Source organism: Ruegeria sp. CDSA034, assembly GCF_059612275.1.
In genome coordinates this window covers 486473-511651 of the sequence record NZ_JBXWQH010000002.1, presented here as the reverse complement: position 1 = coordinate 511651, position 25179 = coordinate 486473, and the positions used below count along the sequence as shown (strand labels likewise).

Sequence of the window (25179 nt, the reverse complement as noted above, 5' to 3'; positions counted from 1 at the left end):
AAAAAGACCAAGCGGCGCTGCAGTCCTCAAATCGGTCATGAGGCAACAGTACCTATATGTTGCCCAAAACGTATCATCCCATTCTTCGAAGCCGCTATGGGTGAAGCGAACACCTCTACCAACCTGAACAATCAGCCAAGCCGCAATAATGAATGCAATTCCAATAATGAGGGCAATCCACTTCATGATTGCTGTATAGCCGTACTGCGGAGATGAGCAAGTTTGGGCTCTTCTCAAACCTTAGCTGCAGGGCAATCTAACAGCAGCTTCACCGTCTAGGTCAGAAATGCTTGATGTTTGAGTCAGAATTTAAATACGCGAATTTTGCTTTTCTTGAGGTTTTGGCAACCGATTGAGTCAAAGATTTGTGACAATCTCTTCCGGTTTGTGTCGTTTGAGACCCATATCCAATCCTCCGTTTCCTAACTGTTGGGGTGGACCAATTCGGTGGCGGAGGTTCATCATTGAGAGTTCGATGCTGTGGGGGTTATGATCCACGACGATCAATTGTCCTGTCTAAATGCCAAAAATTGTGGGCTCGACGCTCGCTTCAAGCCTCGTAAAGGTGTTTTCGAACAGTTGGATCGATCCTGTTGCTTTGGGCAGGGTAGATCCCGCAAGCGGCAATAGCCTCACGGGCTGTCACACGCTCATGCAAGCGTTTCCAGATTGTCTTGGCAGCATAAGGATGCGGGTATGGTCGCCATGCGACACCCATTGTCATGCCCCGCAGGTACTTCAGCTGCTGACGGTGTGCAGAATACAATATGGTGGTGGCAACGCTACCTTCACGCGCAAGCTCGTGCTCGGTCACGAATATCCTGTTCCCACGCATTGTCACCAAACCCGCATAGCGCGAAATCTGGTGCGTGCTCTTGTCTGGGGATATGGCAATTTCCCTGGATCGGATCGTGAACAACCCATCAACTTCCTGAATCCGGATCAATGAGCAAAAAATCTTTCCTTCCCAAGAAGGCGTGCAGAAATAGGAATGATAGAAGCCTACATATCGCCTCAGGTTTTTCTGTTGGCTCCGAAATGGATCCAGAAATGCGTCCGTGGGCGCTGTCCCAGATTGGGGCAGGGTGCCTTTCAGCATTCGTTCAAAAGCATCGGTTTCAGCAAACAACTCTGCTTCTGTCAGGCCGAAATGACGCGCGATGCGACGCATGTTGTGGGCAGAGGGCAGACTGGAGCCATTCAGGTAGCGATTGAATTGCTGTCTGTTGACGCCGATATCGCGGCAAATCTGTGAAATGTTCCCATGCTCTGCGCACAGCGACCGCAGGTTGGCAGAAAAATTGTCTGACACAGGCAAAACCTTTCGCGTTCTGACGCTATATCACTGCAAAATGCGTCAGTTCGCGTAAGATCGCACAATTTGTTTTATCTGCAAATCGGTTTCTTCTTCGGCATCAACTCGCAACAGACAAGCGCCCAGATGCCAATTGAAACCATCGAGAACACATGGATCACGCTCGCCGATGGGCGACGGCTGGCTGCGCGCATCTGGTTGCCCGAAACCGGTCCTGCCCCCGCAATTCTGGAATATTTACCGTACCGCAAACGTGACGGCACTGCGCCAAGAGATGAAACGACACACACGGTTTTTGCCGAGGCAGGCTATGTCTGCATCCGCGTTGACATAGCAGGAACCGGGGACAGCGAAGGGCAATTCGACGACGAGTACTCTGAGCAGGAACTGCATGATGGTGAGGAAGTCATAGCCTGGATCGCCGCGCAGGATTGGTGTGACGGCCATATCGGGATGATCGGGATATCGTGGGGTGGGTTTAACGGCTTGCAGCTAGCCTTTCGACAACCACCAGCATTAAAGGCCGTCGTCAGCGTCGCCTCGACCGTGGATCGCTATGCGGATGACATCCATTTCATGGGCGGGTGCCTGCTGAGTGACAACATGAACTGGGGCAGTCAAATGTTTGCCTATCTGACCCGCCCCGCTGATCAAGACCTTCGTACAGATTGGCGAGAGGATTGGTTGGCCCGGCTTCAAAACGTCCCATTCTCTGCTGCGGATTGGCTGCGCCATCAAACGCGTGACGCGTTTTGGAAACATGGATCGGTTTGCGAGGATTTGTCCGCGATCCAAACCCCCGTTTTGGCTATCACCGGATGGGCAGATGCCTATGTCAATGCGCCCACGGCATTGGCAGCCAACCTAACCGTGCCTACCAAGGCCGTCATTGGGCCTTGGGAACACCGCTATCCTCACATCTCGAAACTCGATCCTGCAGACTTTCACTCCGAAGTGATCGGCTGGTTTGACCGCTGGCTGAAAGGACAGGAAAATGGGGCCGAGGACTTGCCTGCGTACAGGACTTACATGCAGGAACACTTCAATCCGACGGCGCACAACTCTGCTCGGCAAGGTCGTTGGATTGCGGAAACCACGTGGCCGTCGCCGCATGTGTCTGACCAGGCTTGGCATTTGACGCAAGGGGGGTTTTCTCGGGAACCGGCTACAGGCACGGTCGCTGTCACATCACCCAGTCATGTCGGTAGGGAAGGCGGATATTTCTGTGCGGGCATGCGGATCGACAATGAACTTGCAGGGGATCAGGCAAGGGATGATGCCCTGTCGGTTTGTTTTGACAGCGCGCCGCTGCAGGCCCCGCTGGAGCTGCTGGGCCGAGCAAAGCTGAAGTTTAGGTTTTCGGTAGATCGACCTGTTGCCCAACTTGTCGCGCGGTTATGCGATGTCTCGCCCGTAGGTGTATCGCAGCGCATCAGCTATCGTCCACTGAACCTGTGCCATTACCGCAGTCATGAAACGCCCGAAAGTCTGCGGCCGGGTGAAATCTATGAAGCCGAAATTGTTCTGAACGAATGCGCGCATTATTTGCGCGAGGGTCACGTGTTGCGACTGGCGCTGTCGACGTCATACTGGCCGATCGTCTGGCCAGCACCGCACTCGGCCGAGGTGACAATGTACTTGCAGGATTGCACCCTGCATTTGCCGGTGCGGGAAGTCACGCATGAGGTTCAAGCCTCTGAACCTGGCCCGGCACAGAACTATCCAGTTCTTGCCGGTGAACAATTGCGTCCACCATCCGCGCAATCCGAACGCACCGTGACCAAAAATGGTCAGGTGGTTCTGGAGACATTTGATGACTACGGAAAATCGCGCGACCCGTATCATGATCTGATTGTCGGCAGTGACGTTCGTATGCGCTACTGCATTCACCCCGATGATCCGACAACCGCACATTTCGAGACCGCTTGGAGTTTTTCGTTCGAGCGCGAAGATTGGCAAGTCGCCATCTCAACCGAATGCCGGATGACCTGCGACGCGCAAAATTTCTATCTCTACCGCAAACTACGCGCCACTGAAGGTGCAGATGAAATCGAAGTTTTGACGAAGGAATGGTCCGAAACCGTTCCGCGCGGACTTCTCTAACTTAATCCAAGGGAGGATACTATGAAGATCGAATGGACAAAGGCCAATGTAGGTCGGCGGAGGTTCCTGAAAGGTGCAACCGCGCTAGGGGCCGCCACGGCGCTTCCGATGGGATGGGCGAACCGTGCGTTTGCAGCAGATGACGGCGTGCTGCGGGTGCGGGCCTATGGAGATGCGCAGAACATGGATCCGGCTCATTCCGTTGGTGTTGTTGAAGAGGAGGTGCATGCTTCGATCTACAACAAGCTGATCCAGTACAAACCAGGCGAGGAATGGGGCTGGCAGTTGGATGCCGCCACGATGATCGAGCAGGTTGATCCGACCCATATCAAGTTCGCATTGCGTGACGATATCGGGTTCACTAATGGATTTGGCGCCATGACCGCAGAGGACGTCAAGTTCAGCATGGAACGGATCGTGGACGACGCGACCGACAGTCCGAACAAACCCGACCTGGGGCCATTCAGCCATGTTGAGGTCACCGGAGAACGTGAAGGAACGATCGTTCTGAACAGCCCGTTTGCACCGATCTGGTCGATTGCCCTGCCGTATATCACTGGCAACATTGTCTCGAAAGCAGCGGTCGAAGCCGCCGGCGGCCGGATCGGCGCTGATCCGGTTGCGGAATCCGGTCCTTACCTGCGCGACAGCTGGTCGCCCAAGGAAAAGACTGTTCTTAAGCGCAACCCCGACTGGAAAGGGGACGCGCCCACTTGGGACACCGTCGAGATCTATCCGATTGACGATGAAAACACTGCCGAGATTGCGTTCGAAGCGGGTGAACTGGATGTAACCCGCGTGTCGCTGGGCTCGGTCGAGCGTTACCGTGCCGGGGTTCCCAATGGTGGATCGCTGGTCGAAAAACCCTCGCTTTATTATGTCTGGATGGGCATGAACGTCGAGCATCCGAAGCTGCAAAATCAAAAACTGCGGCAGGCGATTCAGCACGCGGTGGATGTACCCAGCATTCTGGAGGCCGCATATTTTGGTGCTGCCGAACCAGCGACCGGCATCATCGCACCGGGCCTCGCCGGGCATCGGGCTTCTTCGCTGGTGCCACCGGCGGCGGATTTTGAGAAGGCGGCACAGCTGCTGGCGGAATCCGGTGAAACCAATGTCACGCTGACCCTCGACACGCTGAACAAAACGACCTTCACGACAACGGCTCAGATCATTCAGGCGACGCTCGCGCAAATTGGGATCACGGTTGAAGTCAACGTTCTGGAATCCGGTGCATTCTGGGCGTCCGGCGACAATGAAAACCTGCAGCTCGTTCTGAACCGTTTTTCGATGACCCCAGATCCGTATTATGCGACGTCGTGGTTCACGCCTGAACAGATAGGAAAATGGAACTGGGAACGCTTTAACAGCCCTGAATTCAACGAGATTCACGAAACTGCGGCTGCTGAAACGGATATCGCAAAGCGGGCGGAAATGTATCAGCGTGCGCAGGATCTGATGGAAGAAAGCGGCGCCTATCGCTTCATTACGCACGAGGCGACACCGGTCATTCACAGCGCCCGGGTCATTCCTGCATTGCGGCCAGATGGCCTGTCGTTGCTTCGCTATTTCGGCAAGGCGACCTGACCTCCCCAGGTCGACCGGGTACGGCGAGCGCGTGACGCTCGCCGTGCCAAATTGAACGCCATCAAGCCACAAGGAGCCAGTTGGCCATGCTAAGTTTTGCAACCCGTCGCTTCGGGCTGTCGCTGCTCATCCTGTTCGTGGCGGTCACCGTCATGTTCCTGATGATCCGCGCCGTGCCTGGCGATCCGGTCCAGATCATGCTGGGCCCGCGTGCCACGCCCGAACTTCAGGCCCAACTCACAGCGGCGCTGGGGCTTGATCAACCGATCTGGAAACAGCTTTTGATCTTCTATGGGAATCTGCTGCAAGGAGACCTGGGAACCGATGTATTTTCGGGCCGTTCCGTGACCGATATCGTGTTCCAGCAATTGCCGTTCACGCTGGAACTGATTTTTGCGTCAATCCTGTGGTCTGCAAGCCTGGGCATCGCACTTGGTGCCTATGCGGCGGCGCATCCCAACACGCTGATCGACCGGATCGCCGCCGCAATATCCGTCAGTTTCGTGGCCGCCCCGGCCTTTGTTGTCGCGCTTTTAGCGCTGCTGGTATTCGCTGTGCATCTGCAATGGTTTCCCGCAATCGGTGCCGGAGAGGGGTTCTGGGACCGCCTCGACCATCTGGTTCTGCCGGCCTTTGCCATCGGCCTCAGCTGGGTCGGCTATATTGCTCGACTTGTACGCGCTTCGATGCTCGAGGTTATGGGCGAAAGCCATGTGCGCACCGCGCGCGCCTTTGGGATCGCCGAGCGTCGTGTCGTCATGGTTTATGCGCTACGGATCGCCATTTTGCCGGTGGTCACCGTGATCGGGGTAGGGATGGGCTTTCTTCTCAGCTCCGCTGTTTTTGCTGAAATTGTCTTTGCCCGTCCGGGTTTGGGTAAGTTGGTTATCGATAGCATTACCACCCGAAACTACCCGATTGTTATGGGTTCGGTCCTCATATCAACGGCGTTGTTCGTGGTGTCGACCGCGTTGGCAGACCTGATCAATGCGTTGCTCGACCCACGCGCACGCACGGCTCATTGAGGGGGGAGCGTTATGGAAAAATCTCGTTCCGAACTTGGCCAGATCATCATCGGCGTCGCCCGCGACCCGCTTGGTCTTATGGGCTTGATCATCGTCGGTGTCATCGTGTTCTGTGCCATCTTCGCCTATTGGATTGTACCCTATGATCCGATTGCGATGGATATCAAATCCCGCTTGCAAGGGCCGTCCGCCGCACACCTGCTTGGTACAGATCAATTAGGGCGCGATACGTTTTCGCGGGTCATCGCCGGGGGGCAGGTTGCGCTCAAGGTGGCATTGCCCGCCGTGTTCGGCGCTATGGCGATTGGTCTGACGCTGGGCATGATTGCCGGGTATGGGCCCAAATGGCTTGATAACCTTCTGATGCTGTTCTTCGATACCATCCGATCTTTTCCAACGGTGATGTTTGCGCTTGCAGTTGTGGCCCTGATCGGACCCAGCCTGCAGACGGTGGTATTCGTGGTCATGGCGACCTCAATCCCAACATATGGGCGCGTGGCGCGAACCCAGACTCTGACGCTGCGCAACTCTGAATTCATTTTGGCAGAGCGGTCGATGGGGGCCAGCATGGCGCGCATTCTGGGCGTGCATATGCTGCCGAATATCATTGGCGTTCTAGCTGTGTTGGCGGCCATGGATATCCCCACGGTTATCGCGCTGGAGGCGGGGCTGTCCTTTCTGGGGCTGGGCGTGAAACCACCGACCCCCAGCTGGGGTGCCTTGCTGAAGGACGGGTATTCATTGATCCGCCAAACCCCCTGGTTGGTGGTCGGTGGTGGGCTCCCGATCATTCTGGCGACGCTCGGATTTACCTTCCTGGGTGAAAGCCTGCGCGATGTGGTTGACCCGAAACTGAGGAAACAGCGATGACCGACACACTTCTGGAAATCGACCACCTCAGCGTCGATTACGAAACAGGCCGTGGTGACCTCAAGGCTCTGAGGGACATCACATTCGACGTCAACAAAGGCGAAATAGTTGGCATTGTCGGGGAATCCGGCTGCGGTAAGTCCACTCTGATCTCGTCCATCCTGCGTTTGACAGCGCCTAATACGCGGTTCCGCGAAGGAGAGATCAGGTTCAAAGGACAGGATCTGCTGCGGGCCTCCGAACGACATATGCGCGACTTGCGTGGGTCGGACATATCCATCGTCTTTCAGGACCCGATGCAAACGCACAATCCGGTTCTGACCATCGGGCAGCAGATGCTGGACATTCAGCACCGCTCCAAACAGTCAAAGGCGGACAAGCTGGCCCACGCAGCCAAGATGTTAGGCGCCGTTGGCATTCCCGATCCCGAAGCTCGCCTGAAACAGTATCCACATGAATTTTCTGGCGGGATGCGTCAACGGATCGCCATTGCGATGGCGTTGATGTCCGAACCTGACCTTTTGATCGCGGATGAGCCGACAACTGCGCTGGATGCAACGCTAGAGGTGCAGATCATCGAACGCCTGCAAGAGCTGCAGCGCGAGTTTCACTGTGCCATCCTGTTTATTTCACACCATCTGGGTGTGATTGCGGAGCTCTGTGATCGGGTGGTGGTGATGTATGCCGGTGCGGTGGTCGAAAGTGGGGACGTGCGAGAGATTTTCCACAATCCCAAACATCCCTACACACGCCGCCTGATCGAATGCGACCCCGGCCACATCAAGGAACGCGCCCGCGTATTGCCAACCATTCCAGGAGAAGTGCCCGATCTGGCGAACCTGCCAGGGGGCTGCATATTCCGGGATCGGTGCGATCAGGCGATGGCGCGCTGTGCCAGCGAGGTGCCCCCCTTGGATCAACTGAAGCAAGGCCACCACGCCGCGTGCTGGCTGAATCATGAGGAGGCCACAACATGAGCTTGCTGAACGTTGTGGACCTGCACACCAGTTACGGGCCGGTCAATGTGCTGGCAGGTGTCAGCTTTACCGTGCAACCCGGCGAGACCTACGCGCTGGTTGGCGAAAGCGGTTCCGGCAAAACGACCGTGATACGCGCCATTGCGGGGCTTGCGCCCGCACAGGACGGTTCGGTCACATTTGAGGGGCAGGAAATTCGCGGCGCGCCGGAACGTGTCATGCGTCCGCTGCGCAAGGATATGGCGATGATGTTTCAGGATCCGGTCGGCAGTCTGTCACCGCGCCTGACCATCCGTAGCCTGATCACCGAGCCTTATCGCATTCAGGGCATGAAAGACCGCGATCTGGATGCCGAGGCCAAGCGCCTGTTGGAAATGGTGAACCTGCCGACGCATTTCGCCGATCGCTATCCTTATCAGTTGTCGGGTGGTCAGGCACGGCGCGTGGGCGTGGCGCGCGCATTGGCGCTGGAACCCAAGCTGATCCTTGCGGATGAGCCGACCGCGGGCCTCGATGTGTCGGTACAGGGTGAGCTTTTGAACCTGCTCAACGATCTGCGTGAAAGATTGGGGCTGGCGATGGTGATCATCACCCATAACCTCAGCGTCGTGCGCCACGTGGCCGACAGAATGGGCATCATGTATCTGGGCCGGTTGGTCGAGGAAGGCACGACCGAGACGATCTTCGACGACCCGCGCCATCCCTATACACGCTGCCTTCTGAGCGCCAACCCAGAGCCCGACCCGGATGCACGATTGGAACGGATCGCCCTAAAAGGTGAACCCCCCAGCCTGCTCAAACGCCCTTCGGGATGTGAATTCCGTGAACGCTGTCCTTTTGCAAAGGAAATTTGCACCCAGACCCCGGAATGGGAAGTGGACGGCGGTCACGGGCTGCGTTGTCTGGCGCCGTTGTCGTAGAAGGAAATCCAATGCCAAGTACACTTTTTTTCAACGGCACAATCCTGACTATGGATGCGCAGAATTCTTCGCCGGAGGCGGTTCTGACCGAAGGACACAGGATTAAGGACGTTGGAACCGAGGCCGATCTGCGCGCTTGCATGCCGCCGGATACTCAGGAACGCAACCTGCGGGGGCGCACTCTGATGCCCGCGTTTATTGACCCACACGGGCATTTTCCGGATCCCGGGTTCATCCGGCTGTTCCGTGTTGACCTGTCGTCGCCTCCTCTAGGGGATTGCCGGACCATGGCGCAGGCGTTGGACAGGCTTCGGGAAAAGGCTAGTGCAACGCCCGAGGGTGAATGGATCATGGGGGTGTCGATTGACAATACATCCATTCTCGATGGTCGCATGCCCACGCGGGCCGAGTTGGACAAGGTATCACAACGTCATCCAATCTGGGTTATTCATGCATCGGGTCACAATGGTACGGCAAATTCTCTTGCGCTTGAGAGGCGTGGGGTAACCCGTCACACACCGGACCCGGACGGCGGCCGTTTTGGCCGTGACCCTGAAACCGGAACCCTAACGGGATTGATCGAAGGTCTTTCGGCCATGGGAGAGATGGGCGATACAGATTTCCTGATCGACCGCGAAAGGTTCTGGCAGGGCTTTGATGCCTGCCGTGACGAATATCTGACCCATGGGGTGACCTATGCCCAAAATGCCTGGACGTCGCAAACCATGCTGGATCACTTCGCCAGCCTGCCCGCAGATCAGGATCCGGGAATTGATATCGAGCTGTTACCCGTCGGGAGTCTGGAGCCAGAACTAAGTACCCAATGGATCGGCACGAACTGGCCCGGCAACCCGCATTTCACACTAGGTCCGCGCAAACTGTTCACGGATGGAGCCTTTCAACTGCAGACCGCGTATCTGACTGCCCCGTATTTCAAGCCGGCTGATCCAGAACATCCACGTGGGATGACTTACACCTCGCAAGAGCAGCTGGATGCTGATGTCAGCAAACTCCATAGCAAGGGACTACAGATTCATTGCCACTGTAACGGCGATGCCGGCGCAGAGATGTTCATTGATGCGGTTGAAAAAGTACTGCGAGCGTCCCCCCGTACAGATCATCGTCACACCATTATTCATGGCCAGGCCCTGCGAGATGATCAGTTAGAGCGTATGGCCCAACTTGGCCTTACTGTTAGCTTCTTTCCCGCCCATGTTTATTTTTGGGGGGATCGCCACTACGACACCTTCTTGGGCCCCGAGCGGTCCGAGAGGATATCCCCGGCAGCATCAGCCGAGCGGTTTGGCGTGCGTTATACGATCCACAACGATGCGTCGGTCACGCCAACACGTCCAATCCACCTGGCCCATTGTGCGGTAAATCGGAAAACCTCTTCAGGCCGTGTGCTTGGCGAGGATCAAAAGATCAACGTTCTGTCAGCTTTGCGTGCCCAGACGATCGATGCCGCTTGGCAGGTCTTCAAAGAGGATCAACGTGGGTCTATCGAACCGAGTAAAGCTGCAGACTTCGTTGTCCTTTCGCGCAATCCCCTTCACGATCCGAACCGTCTGAAGGATACACAGGTGCTCGAAACGATCCGAGCCGGTCAAAGTGTTTTTGCCGCAACGCATGCCAAAAAAGAAATCGAGCACACCTAATGAAGACCAAGCGTATTGCGATTGCGGGGTTTCAGCATGAAACAAATTGCTTTGGTGTGACAAAGGCCGGTCTCCCCGAGTTTGAGATGGCAGATTCCTGGCCCGGCATGTTGCGCGGTGAAAAGGTCTTGTTGGAAACGGAGGGCATGAACTTACCCGTCGCAGGTTTTGCTGCGGCTGCTCAAGCCGCAGGGGTTGAGGTTGTTCCAATCCTTTGGTGTTCTGCCGAGCCGTCTGCGCATGTAACCGATCATGCATTCGAAACGATTTGCGGGATGTTGTTCAATGGAATCCGAGATGCCGGCCACATTGACGGCGTTTATCTGGATCTCCACGGGGCAATGGTCACTGAAAGCCTTGCTGACGGTGAAGGAGAGCTTCTGCGCCGTATTCGAGAGCTTGTGGGTCCCGGAACTCCAGTGGTCGCAAGTTTGGATCTGCACGCCAATATCTCTGCTCAGATGGTCGAATATACGGACTATTTGTCTGTTTTTAGAACCTATCCTCATTTGGATATGGCGGAAACCGGCGCACGATGCGTTCCTGTCCTGCAGCAATTGCTGGCGGGCGAAACACTATACAAAGTGTTCCAGCCGGTGCCATATCTCATCCCTTTGCATGCGCAACATACGGGCTCTGCGCCATTCGACGAAATCTACCAGTTACCAGTTAGACTTGAGCGGCAGGAAACCTTGGCCGACATTGCTTTGGGCTTCACGGCGGCGGACTTCCCTGACACCGGCCCGGCCTGCCTTGCCTACTCAGCCACAGCCCAGAAAGCCGCCGCCGCCGCCGAAGAAATCGTCAACTTGTTTATATCCCGGGAAGCCGATCTTGATTGTTCGATGCTGTCGTTGGAGGAAGCTGTTTCGACATGCCGCGAAAGACGGGAAAAACCCGTTGTTCTCGCAGATGTTCAGGACAACGCTGGCGCGGGCGGGACGTCTGATACCACAGGCTTGCTGGCCGCACTGATTGAGGGTGGGGTAAAGAGTGTTGTGATGGGTCTTTTCCATGATCCGGACAGCGCAATGCAAGCCCATGAGGCAGGAGAGGGTGCACTGATTGAGTTGGCAATCGGTGCAAAGTCGAACCTGGCCGGACACGTTCCGGTCAAAGCAGAGTTTGAGGTCCTGGCTTTGGGTGATGGCACTTGCCGCTATACCGGAGAAATGTATGGCGGTGGCGTGGCAACGCTGGGCAAAACAGCTGCTCTACGATTGGTTGGGCACGAGGCCGATATTGACCTTGTCGTCACAAGCATACGCAATCAATGCCTGGATCGTGCACATTTTACTCATATCGGGCTAAACCCTGCGAATTATTCGGTGATATGCGTGAAGAGCACCACCCACTTTCGAGCTGACTTCGAACAGATTGCAGGAGGTATTTTTGCGGTCTCTTCTCCAGGTGCCTTTCTCTGCGATTTGGAAATAGTCCCTTACGCTTGTATCACTAGAAGGCTTCCTAAGGCCCGTGAAACTTATTTCGATGTTCGTTGAGTTGTTGGCACGAGGAAACTGCCCACTCTATGAAATGTGCCTGTTTGGCTACTCAGCAAACCACATTCCACTAGGATCCATCATATCTTCAGATCGAGGCGGGGCTTCCAAAACGGCCGGAAGAGTTCAATCTTCGGACATCGATTCATCACAACTTTGAGGCCCGCATCCTCGGCGAGCTGTGCTGCTTTGTCGTCGTAGACGCCGATCTGTCCCCAAAGAACTTTGGCTTCGATCGCGATGGCCTTTTCGGCAAAGCCAAAGAGTTCTTCCTTGGGGCGGAAGACATCCACCATGTCAACGGGTTTGTCGATTTCTTCGAGTGAATGATAGACCTTCAGGCCCCTGATTTCCTTGACGTTCGGGTTAGGGTTTACCGGCAGAATGTCGTAGCCAATTTCGCTGAGCTGTCGCAGAACGCCGTAGCTAAATTTCGTTTTGTCGGCGCTTGCACCAACCATTGCAATGGTTTTGACCGACTTCAGGATCTCAGCGAGATACTTGGGGTCGTAATCATACATACGGTCGATATCTGCTTCGGGCATCGGTTAACCTTCCTTCGGCGTCGCAATGTCTGCCTTGAGTTCGTGGGGTTTGAGCGGATCGAGGAACGGATTGCGGTAAAGCTTGTCATGGCTCTCAACCCCGATCTCCAAGGTGATGTCGGACGTCGCGCGTGCCACGCAGAGGATTACGTAGCCGTTGGCGATCTGCCTATTGTTCAGCGCGACCTGTCGGCGCTGATCCACCGTGCCTGATTTAAGTTTCGCGGCGCAGGTAATGCAGCCGCCGTATTTGCAGCCGAAGGGCAGATCAACCCCCTGTTCGCGTAACGTGTCCAAAAGTGGGCGTCGTGCGTTCACCTCATATGTCGCGCCATCCCTGTTGGCGATCGTCACAGTATGCGTTGTCATAGCCAAATGTCGCTTGTGCAATCACCGCCTGGATACCGGCTCTCGTGGCAGCGCGAGGGGCCATTTGGCTCTTTCCCAAAATCTACGATGAAGTCCTCGTTGATCTTCATGCCGCCGTTTTCAGGATCGCAATCTATCATGACCATTACTCCGCCCTTTTCGCGGATCTCGGGATAGAATTGGTTGTCCCAAGTCGAAAACAGCGAGGTGGTGACATAGAGCCTGCGTCCGTCGAGAGAGAGTTGGAACATCTGTGGACCGCCAGCGACCTCAACCCCATTAACGGCTGGCGCCTTGCCCAAAAGCCCCCCCATGTATACTTGGCCGGTCAGCTTGGGATTATGCGGGTCGGTGATGTCGTATTGGCGCATGTCGCCATGAAGCCAATTGTTGAGATAGAGGTATTTGTCGTCCATCGAGATCAGTATCGCCGACATCACTCCTGGCAGCGGGATCGGCCATTCCGGGTGCATCTCGTTATCAACGTCGATGATCTTTTCCCACTTCCACACGTCGTCGCTGTCTTTCCACCAGTGAATGACGTTGGTCGACAGCGCGGCCCCACAAAACCCATGCGTGCTGTCGGGGTCGTGGTGGAACTTGACCTCCAACGGCAACAGCCCGTCTTCGCCTAGATAGAAGCTTTCGACTGGTTCGCGTTTTTCGAAATCCCAGAAATGCAACTCGCGCCCGTATTTCAGATGGCCAACTTCTTCCAGATCGAAACCCGGCATAAAGGTGTTGGGCGCGGCCCATTCGGAACTCACCATCACGTTGTGACGGGGCTGATACCAGAAATCATAACCGAACTTGATGCCGCCCATCGAGTTCTCCCAGCGGCCGACGATGTTGAATTCTTTATCGAGATGCAGATAGCCGCCCGGAGCTTCACCCTTGGCGTCTCCAAGGAAGGAAATGATGATCTCCGAACCCAGACAATGCACTGTATGCGGCCCTGACAGATCGGCCTTGGCCTTAATCTCGGCCCCGTCGATAACCTTGTGCAGCCGTGGTGCGCGAGGGTCGGTGGCCGTATCGACGATATGTAGGTTGTTGGAACGCACGCCAGGCAGGATCAGGTACTTTCGCGACATTGAGCCGTCGTCGTGACAGGACGAACAGGCATTCCAGCCCATGTGATGAAGTTCATCCCCGATCCCCGGCATTTCCAGCCGGTGGATCACCTGAGAATAAGTTGGGCTTTCCGGGTCTACATCCACTGTCGCAAGATAGTCGGGCTTCTGAATGCCCGTGCCTGTATAAATGGCAATCGTGTAAAGAAGCTTCTCACGGGGGGCTTGGATTGCCTCTTGCGGGCTGGCGTAGCCCGGTCCGCAACATGCACCATCCATCGTTGAACCCTCCCTTGATCACGATTACGGTATCGTATATCGAAAATACTATTATCGTATAGTGAGAAAAATGCATCTAGAACGCTTAGCGCTGATATTGGAAGTCGTAGGTCAAAAAGGGCATGCGACTGTCGCGGAAATTTGTGCACAATCCGATCTCCCTAAGCCAACAGCCTATAGGTTGGTTCAGGATCTTGTTTCGTCCGGACTGTTGCAGACATCTGCGAGAGGGGAGTTTGCCATTGGAACCCGATTGAAGCGTATCACCCGGAGTGATCATTCTGATCCTGCGCTTCTGGAAGTGATTGCGCCGGTCCTGGCCAAGGGCGCCAGAGACTACGGGGCTGCGTTCTTTCTTTCCCGACTGCGCGGCAACTGGGTCGAGATCATTCATGTGGCCACGCCAGAAACGGGCGTGTCATATCTTCACCCGGGTGTGGGCAAACGGCCTATGCACGCGTGCTCTTGCGCCAAGGCAATTGCCGCCGTTTCTCCAGAGCTGCTGTCTCATGGCGAATTGAACGGGCAGCTCAAGCGGTACACCGAGCACTCCATTACCAGCGGAAAAGATCTGGCAAAAGAACTCGATGTCATTCGGGCCAAAGGATACGCCGAATGTGTCGAGGAGCTGGAAAGAGGTATAAGTTCTGTTGCAACAACACTGGGCAAAACAGGTGTTGGTTCGACGTTGTCCATTGGCGCCACAGCTTCCGTTCGGGTGTTTACGCCTCCAATGCGGGTCAAAATCGGCCAAGCACTCATCGAAATGTCGCATGAGTTATCATCTGCCCTAGGATGGGATGGCGCAGACGCGAATATGAAATCCGCCTAGGTTAGTGTTGGCTAAAGCAGTGGAGAAGGTTCACGCCATCCGGCGGCGTCGAAACGTTTGATACCATTAGACGGGTTTACGGGCGGCCAAGGAGGCTAAGTATGGACGATGGAATGCGCGGGGGATTCTTCGCAGTTAATGTCAAACCTGAGCACCGGCAGTCTTTTTTGAACGCCAGCATCTTTGAAGCGCAAAGTGTTGTCAGCGAAGAGGCAGAGGTTTTCCAGTTTCAGTTCATGGTGGACTTGGCAAATCCCAATCGGTTCTATTTCTACGAAGTGTTCCGGGACGAAGCAGCCGTTCAGGATCACTGGGATTCTGAAGCTTTTAAGAACTGGTTGAACACGGTCCAAACAATGCTGGATGGTGACATCGAAATTATAGCTCGGATGCGCTCGCTTTTCCCAACGACAAAAGGCTTCGAGGCCCAAAAACCAAGCCTGCTGCAGTGGTGAATCCGACCGGACGTTTGAAATTTTGGTCGCTGTGAGAAAGCGACCGGATGTAGCGCTTGCCGGCTTTGGGCACGTTGCGAAAGCACAATAAAATATGCTCTGCGGACGCCGCCGCCGTTCGCTGCACGTACTACCCAATCGGATATTTCGGCAAGGTTGCACAGGTACCTACTTTTGCAAAGTCGTGGCATAGTAGCCCAAGGGGTATACACACGCGATCTACACCGGACCTTACCAGGCTTGGACGGGCCGATCTCCGGGTAGTGTTCGAGAAGGTAAGGGTAGTCTGGGGAGCCGCACGTCGGCCAACAATGCGCAGTGGGGTAAGCAAGCTGGTGCCCCAGTTCAGATGATATCACATTGTCCAAGAGTTTTTGCACCATCACAAGGGTCTACGGTGGTTCGCGGATGCTTGTCGATTGAAACGCAACCTCAAGCATCCGACATCAATTTTCGACGCTCTTAGGACCAAGCATTAGTGCATGCATCATTGCAATCTTCGTCAACCGAATACTTTGATATCAAACCGTAACCAGCGCCAGATTCTTTAGCAGTTTGGTAGATTTTGTTTCAGTATGATCGCGTGCTTTCGAACTTGCGTGGATTTGCGTTTGCGATACAGATGTTCGAACATCGTGCGCGTGCCCGGGGTTGTCGTAGGCACGCAACGAACCTGCTCTAGACATTCCCGCACTGCCGACAAGCGCAAATACCGTAGCAGATGCAATCATTACTTTTTTCGTTTTAGGTTCCTTTCGGTCGAGCATGTTTGAAGCGCTGTGTGTGTCTTTTATTTTACAATCTGCGGCTCAGATTTATTGCGCTGGCAGACCATGGTTTTAGGAAAAGGTATTAAGCTAATGCCTGAAACCCATTTCGCTTCAGACCAAACGCAAGATACTTTATAACTGGACCTCGACGCCAATGTTCCAGCCGAAGGAGTGGTCGTTCGAGCTGCTTCCCAAACCGGTTTCACTGGTGATCTCACCATAAAGCCATGAGCGATCCGAAAGCGCGACATCGCCACCTATGCTCAGGGCCGCTGTGTTCTGGCCTCGCTCCGTGAACACTGCGCTTTGCCCAAACACCACCGAGGTCGCGTTGTCGAACGCATGATAAAAGTCGATTTGACCATACAGCATCGAATTGTTTGCAAAGGCACGTTCAGCACGCAATCCGACCCGGGCGGTCAACGTGTCACTATCCACCAGAGATCCGATCTGACTACCCGCGACTCGATCAGGGACATCGTCCATGTCGATATCGCTGTACATGACCTGCGCTTGCGGGATGAGCATCCATTCGTTCGGAAGCGTGAAGGGCTTGCCAACCTCAATAGATATCTCATACCCACTGCCATCGGCATCCACTGCGCCCCCGCCATTCGGACGTACCTGGCTGTTGAAAAACCCATAGCGAAGCTGCCCGTCGATATAGAACATACTATCCGCAACCCAAAGCGCGCTCAGGGTTGCATCATAGGCGTTGGTAGAGATATTGGCGTTGGCCGAGCTGGTGCCGATGTTCGATGACAGGCTGCCGATGCCAAATTCCAGTCCGCCAAACAGCTGTCCGCCCCCGACCTCACCCAAAGTCAAATTCGCGCCATACCGCAGACTGCCGCTGTTCGTCGTCATCTCGCCGTCACCGACATCATAGCTGTCGCGTTCACCTTGGGACTCAACCCAGAACAATGGTCCTGCGGTTGTTGTCAAGTCAGTCAGCGCCAGGCTACTATTGAATGGTTTGGAACCGTTGCTTTCCGCTGCAGTGTGGTTGCGTATTTGCGAAACAGATGAGCGAACATCCTTTGCATAGCCGCGTTGGCCGAGGCCATGCGACGGGCCGGCCATGCAGATTCCAGCACTTGCAACAATCGCGAACACTGTAACGGATGTAATCATGACCTTTTTCATCTTTTTGCGCCTTTCAGCTAAGCGTGTTTGGTACGCTGTGGGTGCAATAAAGATGGCAATCTGCGGCTCAGATTGATTGCGCTGGCAGGTCAAGGTTTTGAGAAAAGGCATCAAGTTAACGCCCGGTCGGGCGTCTTTCGCAGTGGGCGTTAACTGTCAGGCAAACACTGGTTTTGCGGCAACCGCGCGCCGGATTGATCACGTAGAAGCCGACAAGTGCACCCATTCCGCTGTTGGTTTAGTTTGAAAGAATGGTCACTGGCTACGCGTAATGGCAAAGTAATTGATCGGTTTGTGATCTAAGAATTTAGCGGGTCAATGAAGCTCCGTCACATCACAGCGTTTAGCCAGCAAAAGGGGCTAACCGGCTGGAGTTAATCACCGGCATATCTCGCCCCGCTGTTCACACAGCCGGGTCTCTTGCGGCATCGTAGGCTCAGCGCCTCATTCGTTTGATCACTGTACCAGCATCAATGTCAAAAACGTTCTTTCGCTTTCTTGCATCAATGTCCACCTCAGGCAATTCAAGGAAATAAAAGGTCACGCCGCCGATAAGCTCTGTCCCGTGGCTGCCCGCTTCCCTGCATTCTTTACATACTACAGGAGATTTCCCATAGCCCCCCGAAGATGGCATCGTGTTCTGCAATTGCGTTTGTGACGTCGCGGGGCTTACGTCAAATGTGTCTGCAAATGTCACCCCAGACAATGCTGCAATAACAAGCGAGACAACGGGAGCAATCACTACTTTTTTCATCTTCTGGCTCCTTTTTTGTTCAGCATATTTGAAACGCTGCGTGTGCACTCAATTTGGCAGCCCGCTATCCAAATAGATTGTGTCGGCACGTCAGAGCCTTGTGAAAAGGCATCAAGACAGCGTCCGTTTGCGATGGCCTCTGAAACAGGCGCGGCCCCTGGCACGTAGACACAGAATTTTCGACGGCCTCCCACAAAACTGAACCGATGGCAGCGTAAGCTTAGAGAGAATCTGGCTCATCTATTTTGTTTGATTGTGCGGTGAAGCAAACGTCGCGTTTCGGTAGTCTTTCGTTTGATCCTTTCTCGTCGTTTTAGGATGGATTGCTCGCGCCCGAAATAGACATCTGCGGGCGTTAAGATTTGCAGGTTCTTGCATTTGGGTTTGTGATTGTAGTGATCGACAAATGCATTGATCTGATGGTGAAGTTCACCAGGTATGTCGCCGTTTTCAGCAGGGTGCGGGTCTTCAGAGTTTGGTGTCAGCGCTTGATCTTGCCTTGGGTTTGCGGGTGTTTCGGCGTGCCCTTGACGTGTTTCATCTGTTGATCACCTTGCCACTCGGCAAGCTTGTCCGAGACGTCGCTTGACCCGTAATCACCTAGCAGTTTTGGCTTGTGCAGGACCATTGCCTGATCGCATCCTGAGGCTTGCAACGCTAGGCCGAGCGTGTTGGTCACATCCTCGGCCTTCATCGTCGCGCAGAACTTCCAGGCGATGATGTACGGCTGTAGTCGTCGAGAGTAGTAAGCAACCCCAGCCAGCCGATCACTTTCAGATACGTGAAGTCTGTCTGCCACAGCTGGTTCGGCTGTGTGGTCTTGTTACGGAGCTCGTCTGCGACAGACAGAACCACCTCGGCCGGGCTGATGATCAGGCCAAATTACTTGAGGATGCGATAGACCGAAAACAAGAGCATTCAGAAGACTCATCTTTCCCGAACGAGATTGGGTGTTTCAGGGCGGAGAGCGGAGGTTCGCAGCAGCCGCGAGTTAGTGAGTTTGCGAAATCGGAAGCAGATATTGAGCACGCCTCAAACTATGTTTTTCTTGGCACGTCGTCACAGAGTCCCTCGCTGCTGAAGGTGTCGACAATCGTAATTAGTATCGCTGCGAATGGGTTCCTTTGTTTGACCCTGCTTACCCAACTCTGGGCCTAGTATTGGGTATTGCACCCAAAATAGGCGAACCACTCGGCTATCCAAAAACGTAGCCACGCAGCCGATGACATGTCCCGTTGCGGAAGTGAGGTGGCTGAGGGCATATTGCCATTGGCGAAAGAGGAATGGAATGGCACGGCGGATTACAGATCCTGTCGCGAAGATGTTCACGACATACGCAATCTGGCCTGCCTCGACCCCAAGGTTAAATGCGACAAGCGTAGTTGGAGCATCACCGCCAGGCGGTTCAATATTCCGTGGATCACTGGTGAAACCGAGTCCGCTTAACAGGCCGAAGCCAAACGCGATGAGCCATGGTGAACGCTCGAAAAAACGCACCTGTTTTTCGTCCCGCTTGAGCACTTCAACTGCCTGGAATACAATAGACAGTGCTATGACCGCTCCAACTGGGGGCGGGTATTGAAACATGAGGTAGTGCGGCAAGCGGCATTCATCGGTGACTTCACAACCAAGAAATCGGCGCAGGATCATTGTAGCAACTTTTCACCCAGATTTTCCGGAGTGAGCATGGAGATGTCGATTTTGCATTTCAACGCATTCATCTGAGCGGCGGGAGGCTCGGATTTCAAATCGCGGTGCCAGTCAAATAGAACCTCATCACGAATGTCCTCAAACGCGCGCAAGGCGGGCTGTTGGAGCGTATCTACCCACACAATATTGGCGCAATATCCCCAGGGCGCCGGGCCGGGCCTTTGCCCAAGCGGCAAGCTGCTGATCGATTCAATAAAATGCACCCAAACGTACCGGCGATTTGTTGGCCAGGTGTTATCGCAATAATTGCCGGTAGCAGACTAAGTGTGCCAAAATCATCCAGGTTCGCCCCGGAATTCAACGCAGCGATTGTTGTCTCAGTGGTTTCTGGGTCGGGATCAGGCCCAAATCAGATCTGATGAAACGCAATTGCCACTGGACTCAGGAAACGCTCAGAGCTCTTGTTAAGGTTCTCTTTCAGTGCCGCATCGTCAGGTTCCGTCGATTGCACCACCTACAGTGTCAAAAAGTCCGTCTTTTTCGCCAAACTGCGGCGAATGGCACTTTCGCCGCGATCAAGGACCAGTGTGCGCCTCGCGCACAAGAACTTCTCGCGCACCAACCCGTTTGGACGCGAAGTCAGTTAATCTAAAGTTGGAGGTCGCTGCGCGGGAGTCTGAAATTGTTGGATCCACCGATTAGTATCCACGTCATCAATGACAATCTGGCTCAGATCAACTCGGGATGGAGGAACGAATACCAGCCAAATATCGCTAGCCCAAGAAGAAAGAAATGAAACAGCGGCTCTTTGCGAAATGGCTTGTGTATTTCCGAGTTTGGTAAGTTTTTTGGCTGCTAAGAAGCTGATCACAAAATCGGAAGGGCGCTCCTTTGCCCAAGACCATCATTGCGGGACGACCACAAGTGAGCCGTATTTTCGCTGAACCAACCCGTCGGCCTCCAGCTCTGCCACCAGCTTGGCGAAGGCACTTCGGGACAAGCGACAAATCTCAGCCAAATGCTGTTGGGTCAGGGGAATGGCGCGGGTCGGCGCAAACGCGTCGGATATCCTGGTCAGGATTGTGAGGCTGCGCAGTTTGGAATCCGCCAGCATAAGATCACGGGCAACGCGAATGGCAAGTGCGCCATTTGTGACGGCCAGTGCCCCAAGTGCACGCCATATCGGTTGGTCGTCCTGCTCTAGTTGGATCAAAGCCTCGTACGGGACCCGAAGCAGCTGGCAATCTGTCAGAGCAATCGCGCCAATCTGACGGGGCAAGCCGGTGATTGCCGCCGCCTCTCCAAACCAGGCACCGGGCCCGAACACATGGCCCAACACGATCCCTGATTGGCCATCGTCCAACTGAATTCCAACAGCGCCTGACACCACGGCAAAGACGGATTGATCGTGATCAGAGAGTGCATAAATTCCCGCACCACTTTCGACACTCACACTGCGACCTGAATTTACCAGGCTGTTAGCCAGACGTGTATCTATCGCACGAAGCCAGGGAGATGCCGCCACTAAGGCCTGAATCTCGTTTGTTCTGGGTGGTTTCTGCATCAAATATCCAATTTAAGACAATCTCCGCACGCGTTTTGGATTATCATATCTGAAAGCGTGCGAACAAGCGCTCTGTATCTGGGAGAGTGAATTTGAAGACAACAATAGTGCTACTTGCGTTGTCTGCTTCGGTGTTCTTGTGCGCGCAAAAGGTGCAAGCCGCAGAGGGAGGTATCGAGACCTATCTTCTTGGCAGCCGTGACAGCATGTCGGGCATCCTTCCGCCTCCCGGAACATACCTAAATAATGATTTCGTGTATTTCAGCGGCACCGCTCCCAGCATGGCTTCGGGCGGTGTGGTCGTGACGGACCCTGATGTAGAGGTGTTTACTTATAAATTCAATTTCACACATGTTTTTGACGCGCAGTGGGGCAATGCGCGATTGGGCCTCAATTTCAATTTGCCCTACGTTTCGGCAAACGGGCAGTATTCTGGCGACCTCAGCTCGGGGTTTTCCGGAACCCTCAACGATGACGGCGAACATGCCTTTGGTGATATCGTTCTTTCGCCTCTCTTCAACTGGAGCAAAGGCAAGTTACACACAACATTGGCCTTACAGTTCTTTCTGCCCACTGGCCACTATCAGACGACGCAAATCAACGTCGCAAACCGGTCGATTGACGCCCTGAATGCCGGAAAAAACCGATTTGCATTTGACCCAACCCTGTCGATGACCTGGTTCGACCCGACCACGGGATGGGAGTATTCAGGATCGTTTGGCGTCACCTTCAGCGCCGAGAACGACGCAACCGACTATCAGACCGCGCCCGAGGCGCATTTTGAAGGCGCGGTCATGCGGCATTTGCCCAACAAACTTGCCCTTGGGCTAACGGGATATGCCTACCATCAGATCGGCGATGACAGCGGCAGCGGGGCGGATGGGATCAAACAATTGCTTGGCGCTGATAGTTTGGAGGCCAGTGTTTATGGGCTGGGCCCGATCGTCACCTGGTCAACCCAGGTTGGCCAGACGCCGATTTCAATCAAGGCAAAGTACATCAAGGAGTTTGGGGCCAAACGTAGATTTGAAAGCGACAAGGTCTGGATGACCGTTGGATTGGTGTTCTGATGAGGTGTGTTCTGTCTATTGTCCTGATGGCTGTCATTCCGACCTCTGCGATTGCACAGCAGGACAATCAGACATTGGCCAGCCAAGCCAGCGACCCGACCGCGTCCTTGATGTCGTTTCAACTGCAGAATTTCTATTCACCTTCTTCGCATAACGCGAACGGGGCACTGAACGTTACCCAGTTTCGCGCCGCCATTCCGTTTCAGTTGGGGGGGATCAGTAACATTGCCCGCCTGACGCTTCCCTCGGTTACGTATAACTCAAATGGCAACACCGGGATCGGCGATGCCACCCTATTCAATCTGGCAGCCTTTGACCGTTCGTGGGGCCGTTATGGGATCGGTGTCGTGGCCCTGCTGCCAACGGGTGCTGATGGTGTCAGCACCGAAAAATGGGGGTTGGGGCCAGCGCTTGGTTTCGTGGCGCGGCCCGGGTGGGGGCTTGCAGGGCTATTCAATCAGAACATTCTGACTGTTGCCGGCGACAACACGCGACCGGACGTTAACATTTCGACTCTGCAACCCATCGTCAGCTACACGCTTGATCAGGGCTGGTCGGTCGGCACATCTGACATGACTGTTGTATACGATTGGGACCGATCACAATTCACCAGCCTGCCGATTGGGCTGAAAGTCTCGAAGTTGAGCAAACTCGGCGGTGTCCCGGTTCAGTGGCAGCTGAACTATGAGCGTAATTTCTATGATACCGGCACCGGGCCACAAGACACGATTGGCCTGACAGCAAAGCTGTTGGTGCCGAAAAGACGATGGGCGGATATTTGAACGAAAGGGTTTGAGATGACCATGCATTTGACTCTGGCAACTGCACTTGCGGTGTCACTTACGTTACCCGCGCTGGCGCAGGATACGGCCTCGGCTGACAACGCGGCTGGTGACCTCAAGGGGCAGCCTTATTCTCCCAATGCCAACCGGGGATTTCCGACCAGGGTCCTGTTCGGTGATACGCATGTCCATTCGGCATTGTCGGCGGACGCAGGTGGGGGCGGCACGACTTTGATGCCGCGAGATATGTACCGGTTCGCCCGGGGCGAGCAGGTGACGTCGAACACCGGGCAACCCGTCAAGCTTGAGCGTCCTTTCGACTTTTACATGCTGACTGAACACACCGATGGCATGGGGGTGATTACTGACATCAAAAAAGGTGCGCCAAATATCATGGCGGACACACAGGGCAAGAAGTTTCACGAAGCGTTCGCAAAGGGCGGTGACGAGGCCAAACAGGCCAGCATCGACCTGATCGCGCAATTCAGTCAGGGCACGTTGAGCCAGGCGTTGCTGTATCAACCCGGGATGCCAGGCTATGACAATACCTGGCGCGATCTGGTACAGGCCGCAGAAGAATTCAACGACCCGCATGTCTTTACTGCGATGATCGCTTATGAATGGACCTCGTTGACCGAAGGCAACAACCTGCATCGCAATGTCATCTTTCGCGATGGACCTGAGAGGGCGTTGCAAGTGGTTCCATTCCTGATGGCGCCTCCAATGGGCAGCCCGGATCCCCGCGATTTGTGGAAATGGATGCAAAGCTATGAGGACAAGACCGGAGGGGACGTGCTTGCTATTCCGCACAATCCGAACCTCAGCAACGGCATCATGTTTGCGCTGAATGACACGTTGAACAACAACGCGCCTTTTGACCGAGAGTATCTGCAAACCCGGCAGCAATGGGAAAAACTGGTTGAAATTGGCCAGACTAAAGGAGACAGCGAAACCCATCCGATGCTGTCCCCGACAGATGAGTTTGCAGAATACGAACGGTGGGATTGGGCCAATCTGGATGTCTCCGAAGCCAAAACGCCTGAGATGCTCGCCACGGAAATGGTGCGCAATACGCTAAAAAATGGTCTGGCTTTTGATCAATCCGATGGGATCAACCCCTTCAAGCTGGGCTTTGTGGGTGGTTCGGATATCCACACCGGGCTGACCACGCAGCTCGACAACAACTTCTTTGGCGCATTCACTTGGATGGAGCCGTCAAAAACCCGCGCCACCTCGGTGGCCAAAGGGAATGCGGATTTGGGAATTTCCTATAAGGGTTGGCAATATGCCACTCCGGGTCCGACGGCCGTCTGGGCCACTGAAAACACCCGGGCGGGTATCTTTGACGCGATGGAACGGCGCGAGGTCTATGCGACCACGGGCCCACGCATCACAGTGCGGTTCTTCGGCGGAGACTTCGTGGCCGACGACATCAGACACCGCGAGTTGGCACGGATCGGCTATTCAAAAGGTGTCCCGATGGGTGGTGATCTGGCGGGAAGCGATGCACCGTCTTTCCTTGTTTACGCCCTGCGTGATCCGATTGGCGCTAACCTGGACCGCATCCAGATTATCAAGGGCTGGGTTGATACAAACGGCGAGATCCATGAAAAAATCCATGACGTGGTTTGGGCCGGTGATCGCACGCCCGGTGATGACGGTAAATTACCAGCCGTCGGAAATACCGTCGATCTGAGCATCCCAAGCTGGACCAATGATATTGGCCGGGCCGAACTGGGTACCGTGTGGACTGATCCGGAGTTCGAACCCTCGCAGCACGCATTCTACTATGCTCGTGTTATCGAAATCCCGACGCCACGCTGGACCGCCTATGATGCAGTTCGCTTTGATGTCGACATGCTCGATGAGGTCAAGATGATCACGCAAGAGCGCGCCTACACCTCGCCGATTTGGTACACACCTGAAGGATGAA

General features: G+C 54.7%; 21 protein-coding genes and 2 pseudogenes. 14 read left to right on the top strand and 9 right to left on the bottom strand.

Annotated elements, in window-relative coordinates:
- Positions 1-550 precede the first annotated feature (550 nt).
- Positions 551-1312 carry a helix-turn-helix transcriptional regulator gene (locus tag AC2FLJ_RS06440; protein ID WP_472724729.1) on the bottom strand — a complete coding sequence of 254 codons (762 nt, stop codon included), beginning with the start codon at positions 1310-1312 and terminating at the stop codon, positions 551-553.
- Between the two features lie 129 nt (positions 1313-1441).
- Between AC2FLJ_RS06440 and AC2FLJ_RS06435 the strand changes: the two genes are divergently transcribed.
- The 8 genes from AC2FLJ_RS06435 (at position 1442) to AC2FLJ_RS06400 (ending at position 11957) form a co-directional block, all read left to right on the top strand.
- The gene (locus tag AC2FLJ_RS06435) at positions 1442-3418 is read left to right on the top strand and encodes a CocE/NonD family hydrolase (protein WP_496704890.1); all 1977 of its coding nucleotides are present in this window, start codon (positions 1442-1444) and stop codon (positions 3416-3418) included.
- Between the two features lie 21 nt (positions 3419-3439).
- Positions 3440-5005: an ABC transporter substrate-binding protein gene (locus AC2FLJ_RS06430; protein WP_496704889.1), complete on the top strand. Its 1566-nt coding sequence runs from the start codon at positions 3440-3442 to the stop codon at positions 5003-5005.
- Between the two features lie 86 nt (positions 5006-5091).
- The gene (locus tag AC2FLJ_RS06425; protein WP_108859860.1) at positions 5092-6030 is read left to right on the top strand and encodes an ABC transporter permease; all 939 of its coding nucleotides are present in this window, start codon (positions 5092-5094) and stop codon (positions 6028-6030) included.
- 12 nt (positions 6031-6042) lie between these two features.
- Positions 6043-6900, top strand: a complete 858-nt coding sequence (locus AC2FLJ_RS06420; RefSeq protein ID WP_113791915.1) for an ABC transporter permease — start codon at positions 6043-6045, stop codon at positions 6898-6900.
- Positions 6897-7877, top strand: coding sequence for an ABC transporter ATP-binding protein (locus tag AC2FLJ_RS06415; protein WP_496698412.1), 981 nt, complete (start codon positions 6897-6899; stop codon positions 7875-7877). The genes AC2FLJ_RS06420 and AC2FLJ_RS06415 overlap by 4 nt, the downstream gene beginning before the upstream one ends.
- Positions 7874-8797, top strand: a complete 924-nt coding sequence (locus AC2FLJ_RS06410) for an oligopeptide/dipeptide ABC transporter ATP-binding protein (protein WP_496698414.1) — start codon at positions 7874-7876, stop codon at positions 8795-8797. The genes AC2FLJ_RS06415 and AC2FLJ_RS06410 overlap by 4 nt, the downstream gene beginning before the upstream one ends.
- Before the next feature lie 11 nt (positions 8798-8808).
- The gene (locus AC2FLJ_RS06405) at positions 8809-10455 is read left to right on the top strand and encodes an amidohydrolase (protein WP_496698415.1); all 1647 of its coding nucleotides are present in this window, start codon (positions 8809-8811) and stop codon (positions 10453-10455) included.
- On the top strand, positions 10455-11957 hold the full coding sequence (locus AC2FLJ_RS06400) for a M81 family metallopeptidase (RefSeq protein ID WP_496698417.1): 1503 nt from the start codon (positions 10455-10457) through the stop codon (positions 11955-11957). Before AC2FLJ_RS06405 ends, AC2FLJ_RS06400 begins: the two co-directional genes overlap by 1 nt.
- Before the next feature lie 80 nt (positions 11958-12037).
- Here the strand turns inward: AC2FLJ_RS06400 and AC2FLJ_RS06395 are convergent, their stop codons facing one another.
- The 3 genes from AC2FLJ_RS06395 to AC2FLJ_RS06385 are packed head-to-tail and all read right to left on the bottom strand — an operon-like array spanning position 12038 to position 14223.
- Positions 12038-12502 (bottom strand): CoA-binding protein, encoded by a 465-nt coding sequence (locus tag AC2FLJ_RS06395; RefSeq protein ID WP_058273704.1) that lies wholly within the window; start codon positions 12500-12502, stop codon positions 12038-12040.
- Positions 12503-12505: 3 nt separating this feature from the next.
- Entirely contained in the window at positions 12506-12871 is a 366-nt protein-coding gene (locus AC2FLJ_RS06390; protein ID WP_496704885.1) for a 2Fe-2S iron-sulfur cluster-binding protein, read from the bottom strand.
- Positions 12868-14223: a selenium-binding family protein gene (locus AC2FLJ_RS06385; protein WP_282120778.1), complete on the bottom strand. Its 1356-nt coding sequence runs from the start codon at positions 14221-14223 to the stop codon at positions 12868-12870. Before AC2FLJ_RS06385 ends, AC2FLJ_RS06390 begins: the two co-directional genes overlap by 4 nt.
- Positions 14224-14293: 70 nt before the next feature.
- Between AC2FLJ_RS06385 and AC2FLJ_RS06380 the strand changes: the two are divergent.
- The 3 genes and pseudogenes from AC2FLJ_RS06380 to AC2FLJ_RS06370 all read left to right on the top strand — a co-directional run.
- Positions 14294-14431 (top strand): annotated as a pseudogene (locus AC2FLJ_RS06380) (helix-turn-helix domain-containing protein); the annotation flags it as partial.
- A 45-nt stretch (positions 14432-14476) separates the two neighbouring features.
- Positions 14477-15055: an IclR family transcriptional regulator domain-containing protein gene (locus AC2FLJ_RS06375; RefSeq protein ID WP_496704957.1), complete on the top strand. Its 579-nt coding sequence runs from the start codon at positions 14477-14479 to the stop codon at positions 15053-15055.
- A gap of 101 nt (positions 15056-15156) precedes the next feature.
- Complete coding sequence (locus tag AC2FLJ_RS06370) at positions 15157-15510, top strand: putative quinol monooxygenase (RefSeq protein WP_496704883.1); 354 nt, start codon at positions 15157-15159, stop codon at positions 15508-15510.
- Positions 15511-16412: 902 nt separating this feature from the next.
- Here AC2FLJ_RS06370 and AC2FLJ_RS06365 read toward each other — a convergent pair.
- The 5 genes and pseudogenes from AC2FLJ_RS06365 to AC2FLJ_RS06345 form a co-directional block, all read right to left on the bottom strand.
- Positions 16413-17426 carry an autotransporter domain-containing protein gene (locus AC2FLJ_RS06365; protein ID WP_496698420.1) on the bottom strand — a complete coding sequence of 338 codons (1014 nt, stop codon included), beginning with the start codon at positions 17424-17426 and terminating at the stop codon, positions 16413-16415.
- A 436-nt stretch (positions 17427-17862) separates the two neighbouring features.
- Entirely contained in the window at positions 17863-18180 is a 318-nt protein-coding gene (locus tag AC2FLJ_RS06360) for a hypothetical protein (protein ID WP_496704881.1), read from the bottom strand.
- A 236-nt stretch (positions 18181-18416) separates the two neighbouring features.
- A pseudogene (locus AC2FLJ_RS06355) lies at positions 18417-19086 on the bottom strand (transposase); the annotation flags it as partial.
- A gap of 153 nt (positions 19087-19239) precedes the next feature.
- On the bottom strand, positions 19240-19830 hold the full coding sequence (locus AC2FLJ_RS06350) for a HupE/UreJ family protein (protein ID WP_496704879.1): 591 nt from the start codon (positions 19828-19830) through the stop codon (positions 19240-19242).
- A gap of 904 nt (positions 19831-20734) precedes the next feature.
- Positions 20735-21283 carry a Crp/Fnr family transcriptional regulator gene (locus tag AC2FLJ_RS06345; RefSeq protein ID WP_496698428.1) on the bottom strand — a complete coding sequence of 183 codons (549 nt, stop codon included), beginning with the start codon at positions 21281-21283 and terminating at the stop codon, positions 20735-20737.
- A gap of 203 nt (positions 21284-21486) precedes the next feature.
- On the opposite strand from AC2FLJ_RS06345, the gene AC2FLJ_RS06340 reads away from it, so the two are divergent.
- From AC2FLJ_RS06340 to AC2FLJ_RS06330, 3 genes are read left to right on the top strand one after another with little or no spacing between them, the layout of a single operon-like run.
- Positions 21487-22464: a SphA family protein gene (locus AC2FLJ_RS06340; RefSeq protein ID WP_496698430.1), complete on the top strand. Its 978-nt coding sequence runs from the start codon at positions 21487-21489 to the stop codon at positions 22462-22464.
- Positions 22464-23246 (top strand): hypothetical protein, encoded by a 783-nt coding sequence (locus AC2FLJ_RS06335; protein ID WP_496704877.1) that lies wholly within the window; start codon positions 22464-22466, stop codon positions 23244-23246. The genes AC2FLJ_RS06340 and AC2FLJ_RS06335 overlap by 1 nt, the downstream gene beginning before the upstream one ends.
- 21 nt (positions 23247-23267) lie before the next feature.
- Positions 23268-25178 carry a DUF3604 domain-containing protein gene (locus tag AC2FLJ_RS06330; RefSeq protein WP_496698433.1) on the top strand — a complete coding sequence of 637 codons (1911 nt, stop codon included), beginning with the start codon at positions 23268-23270 and terminating at the stop codon, positions 25176-25178.
- Position 25179: the final 1 nt, after the last annotated feature.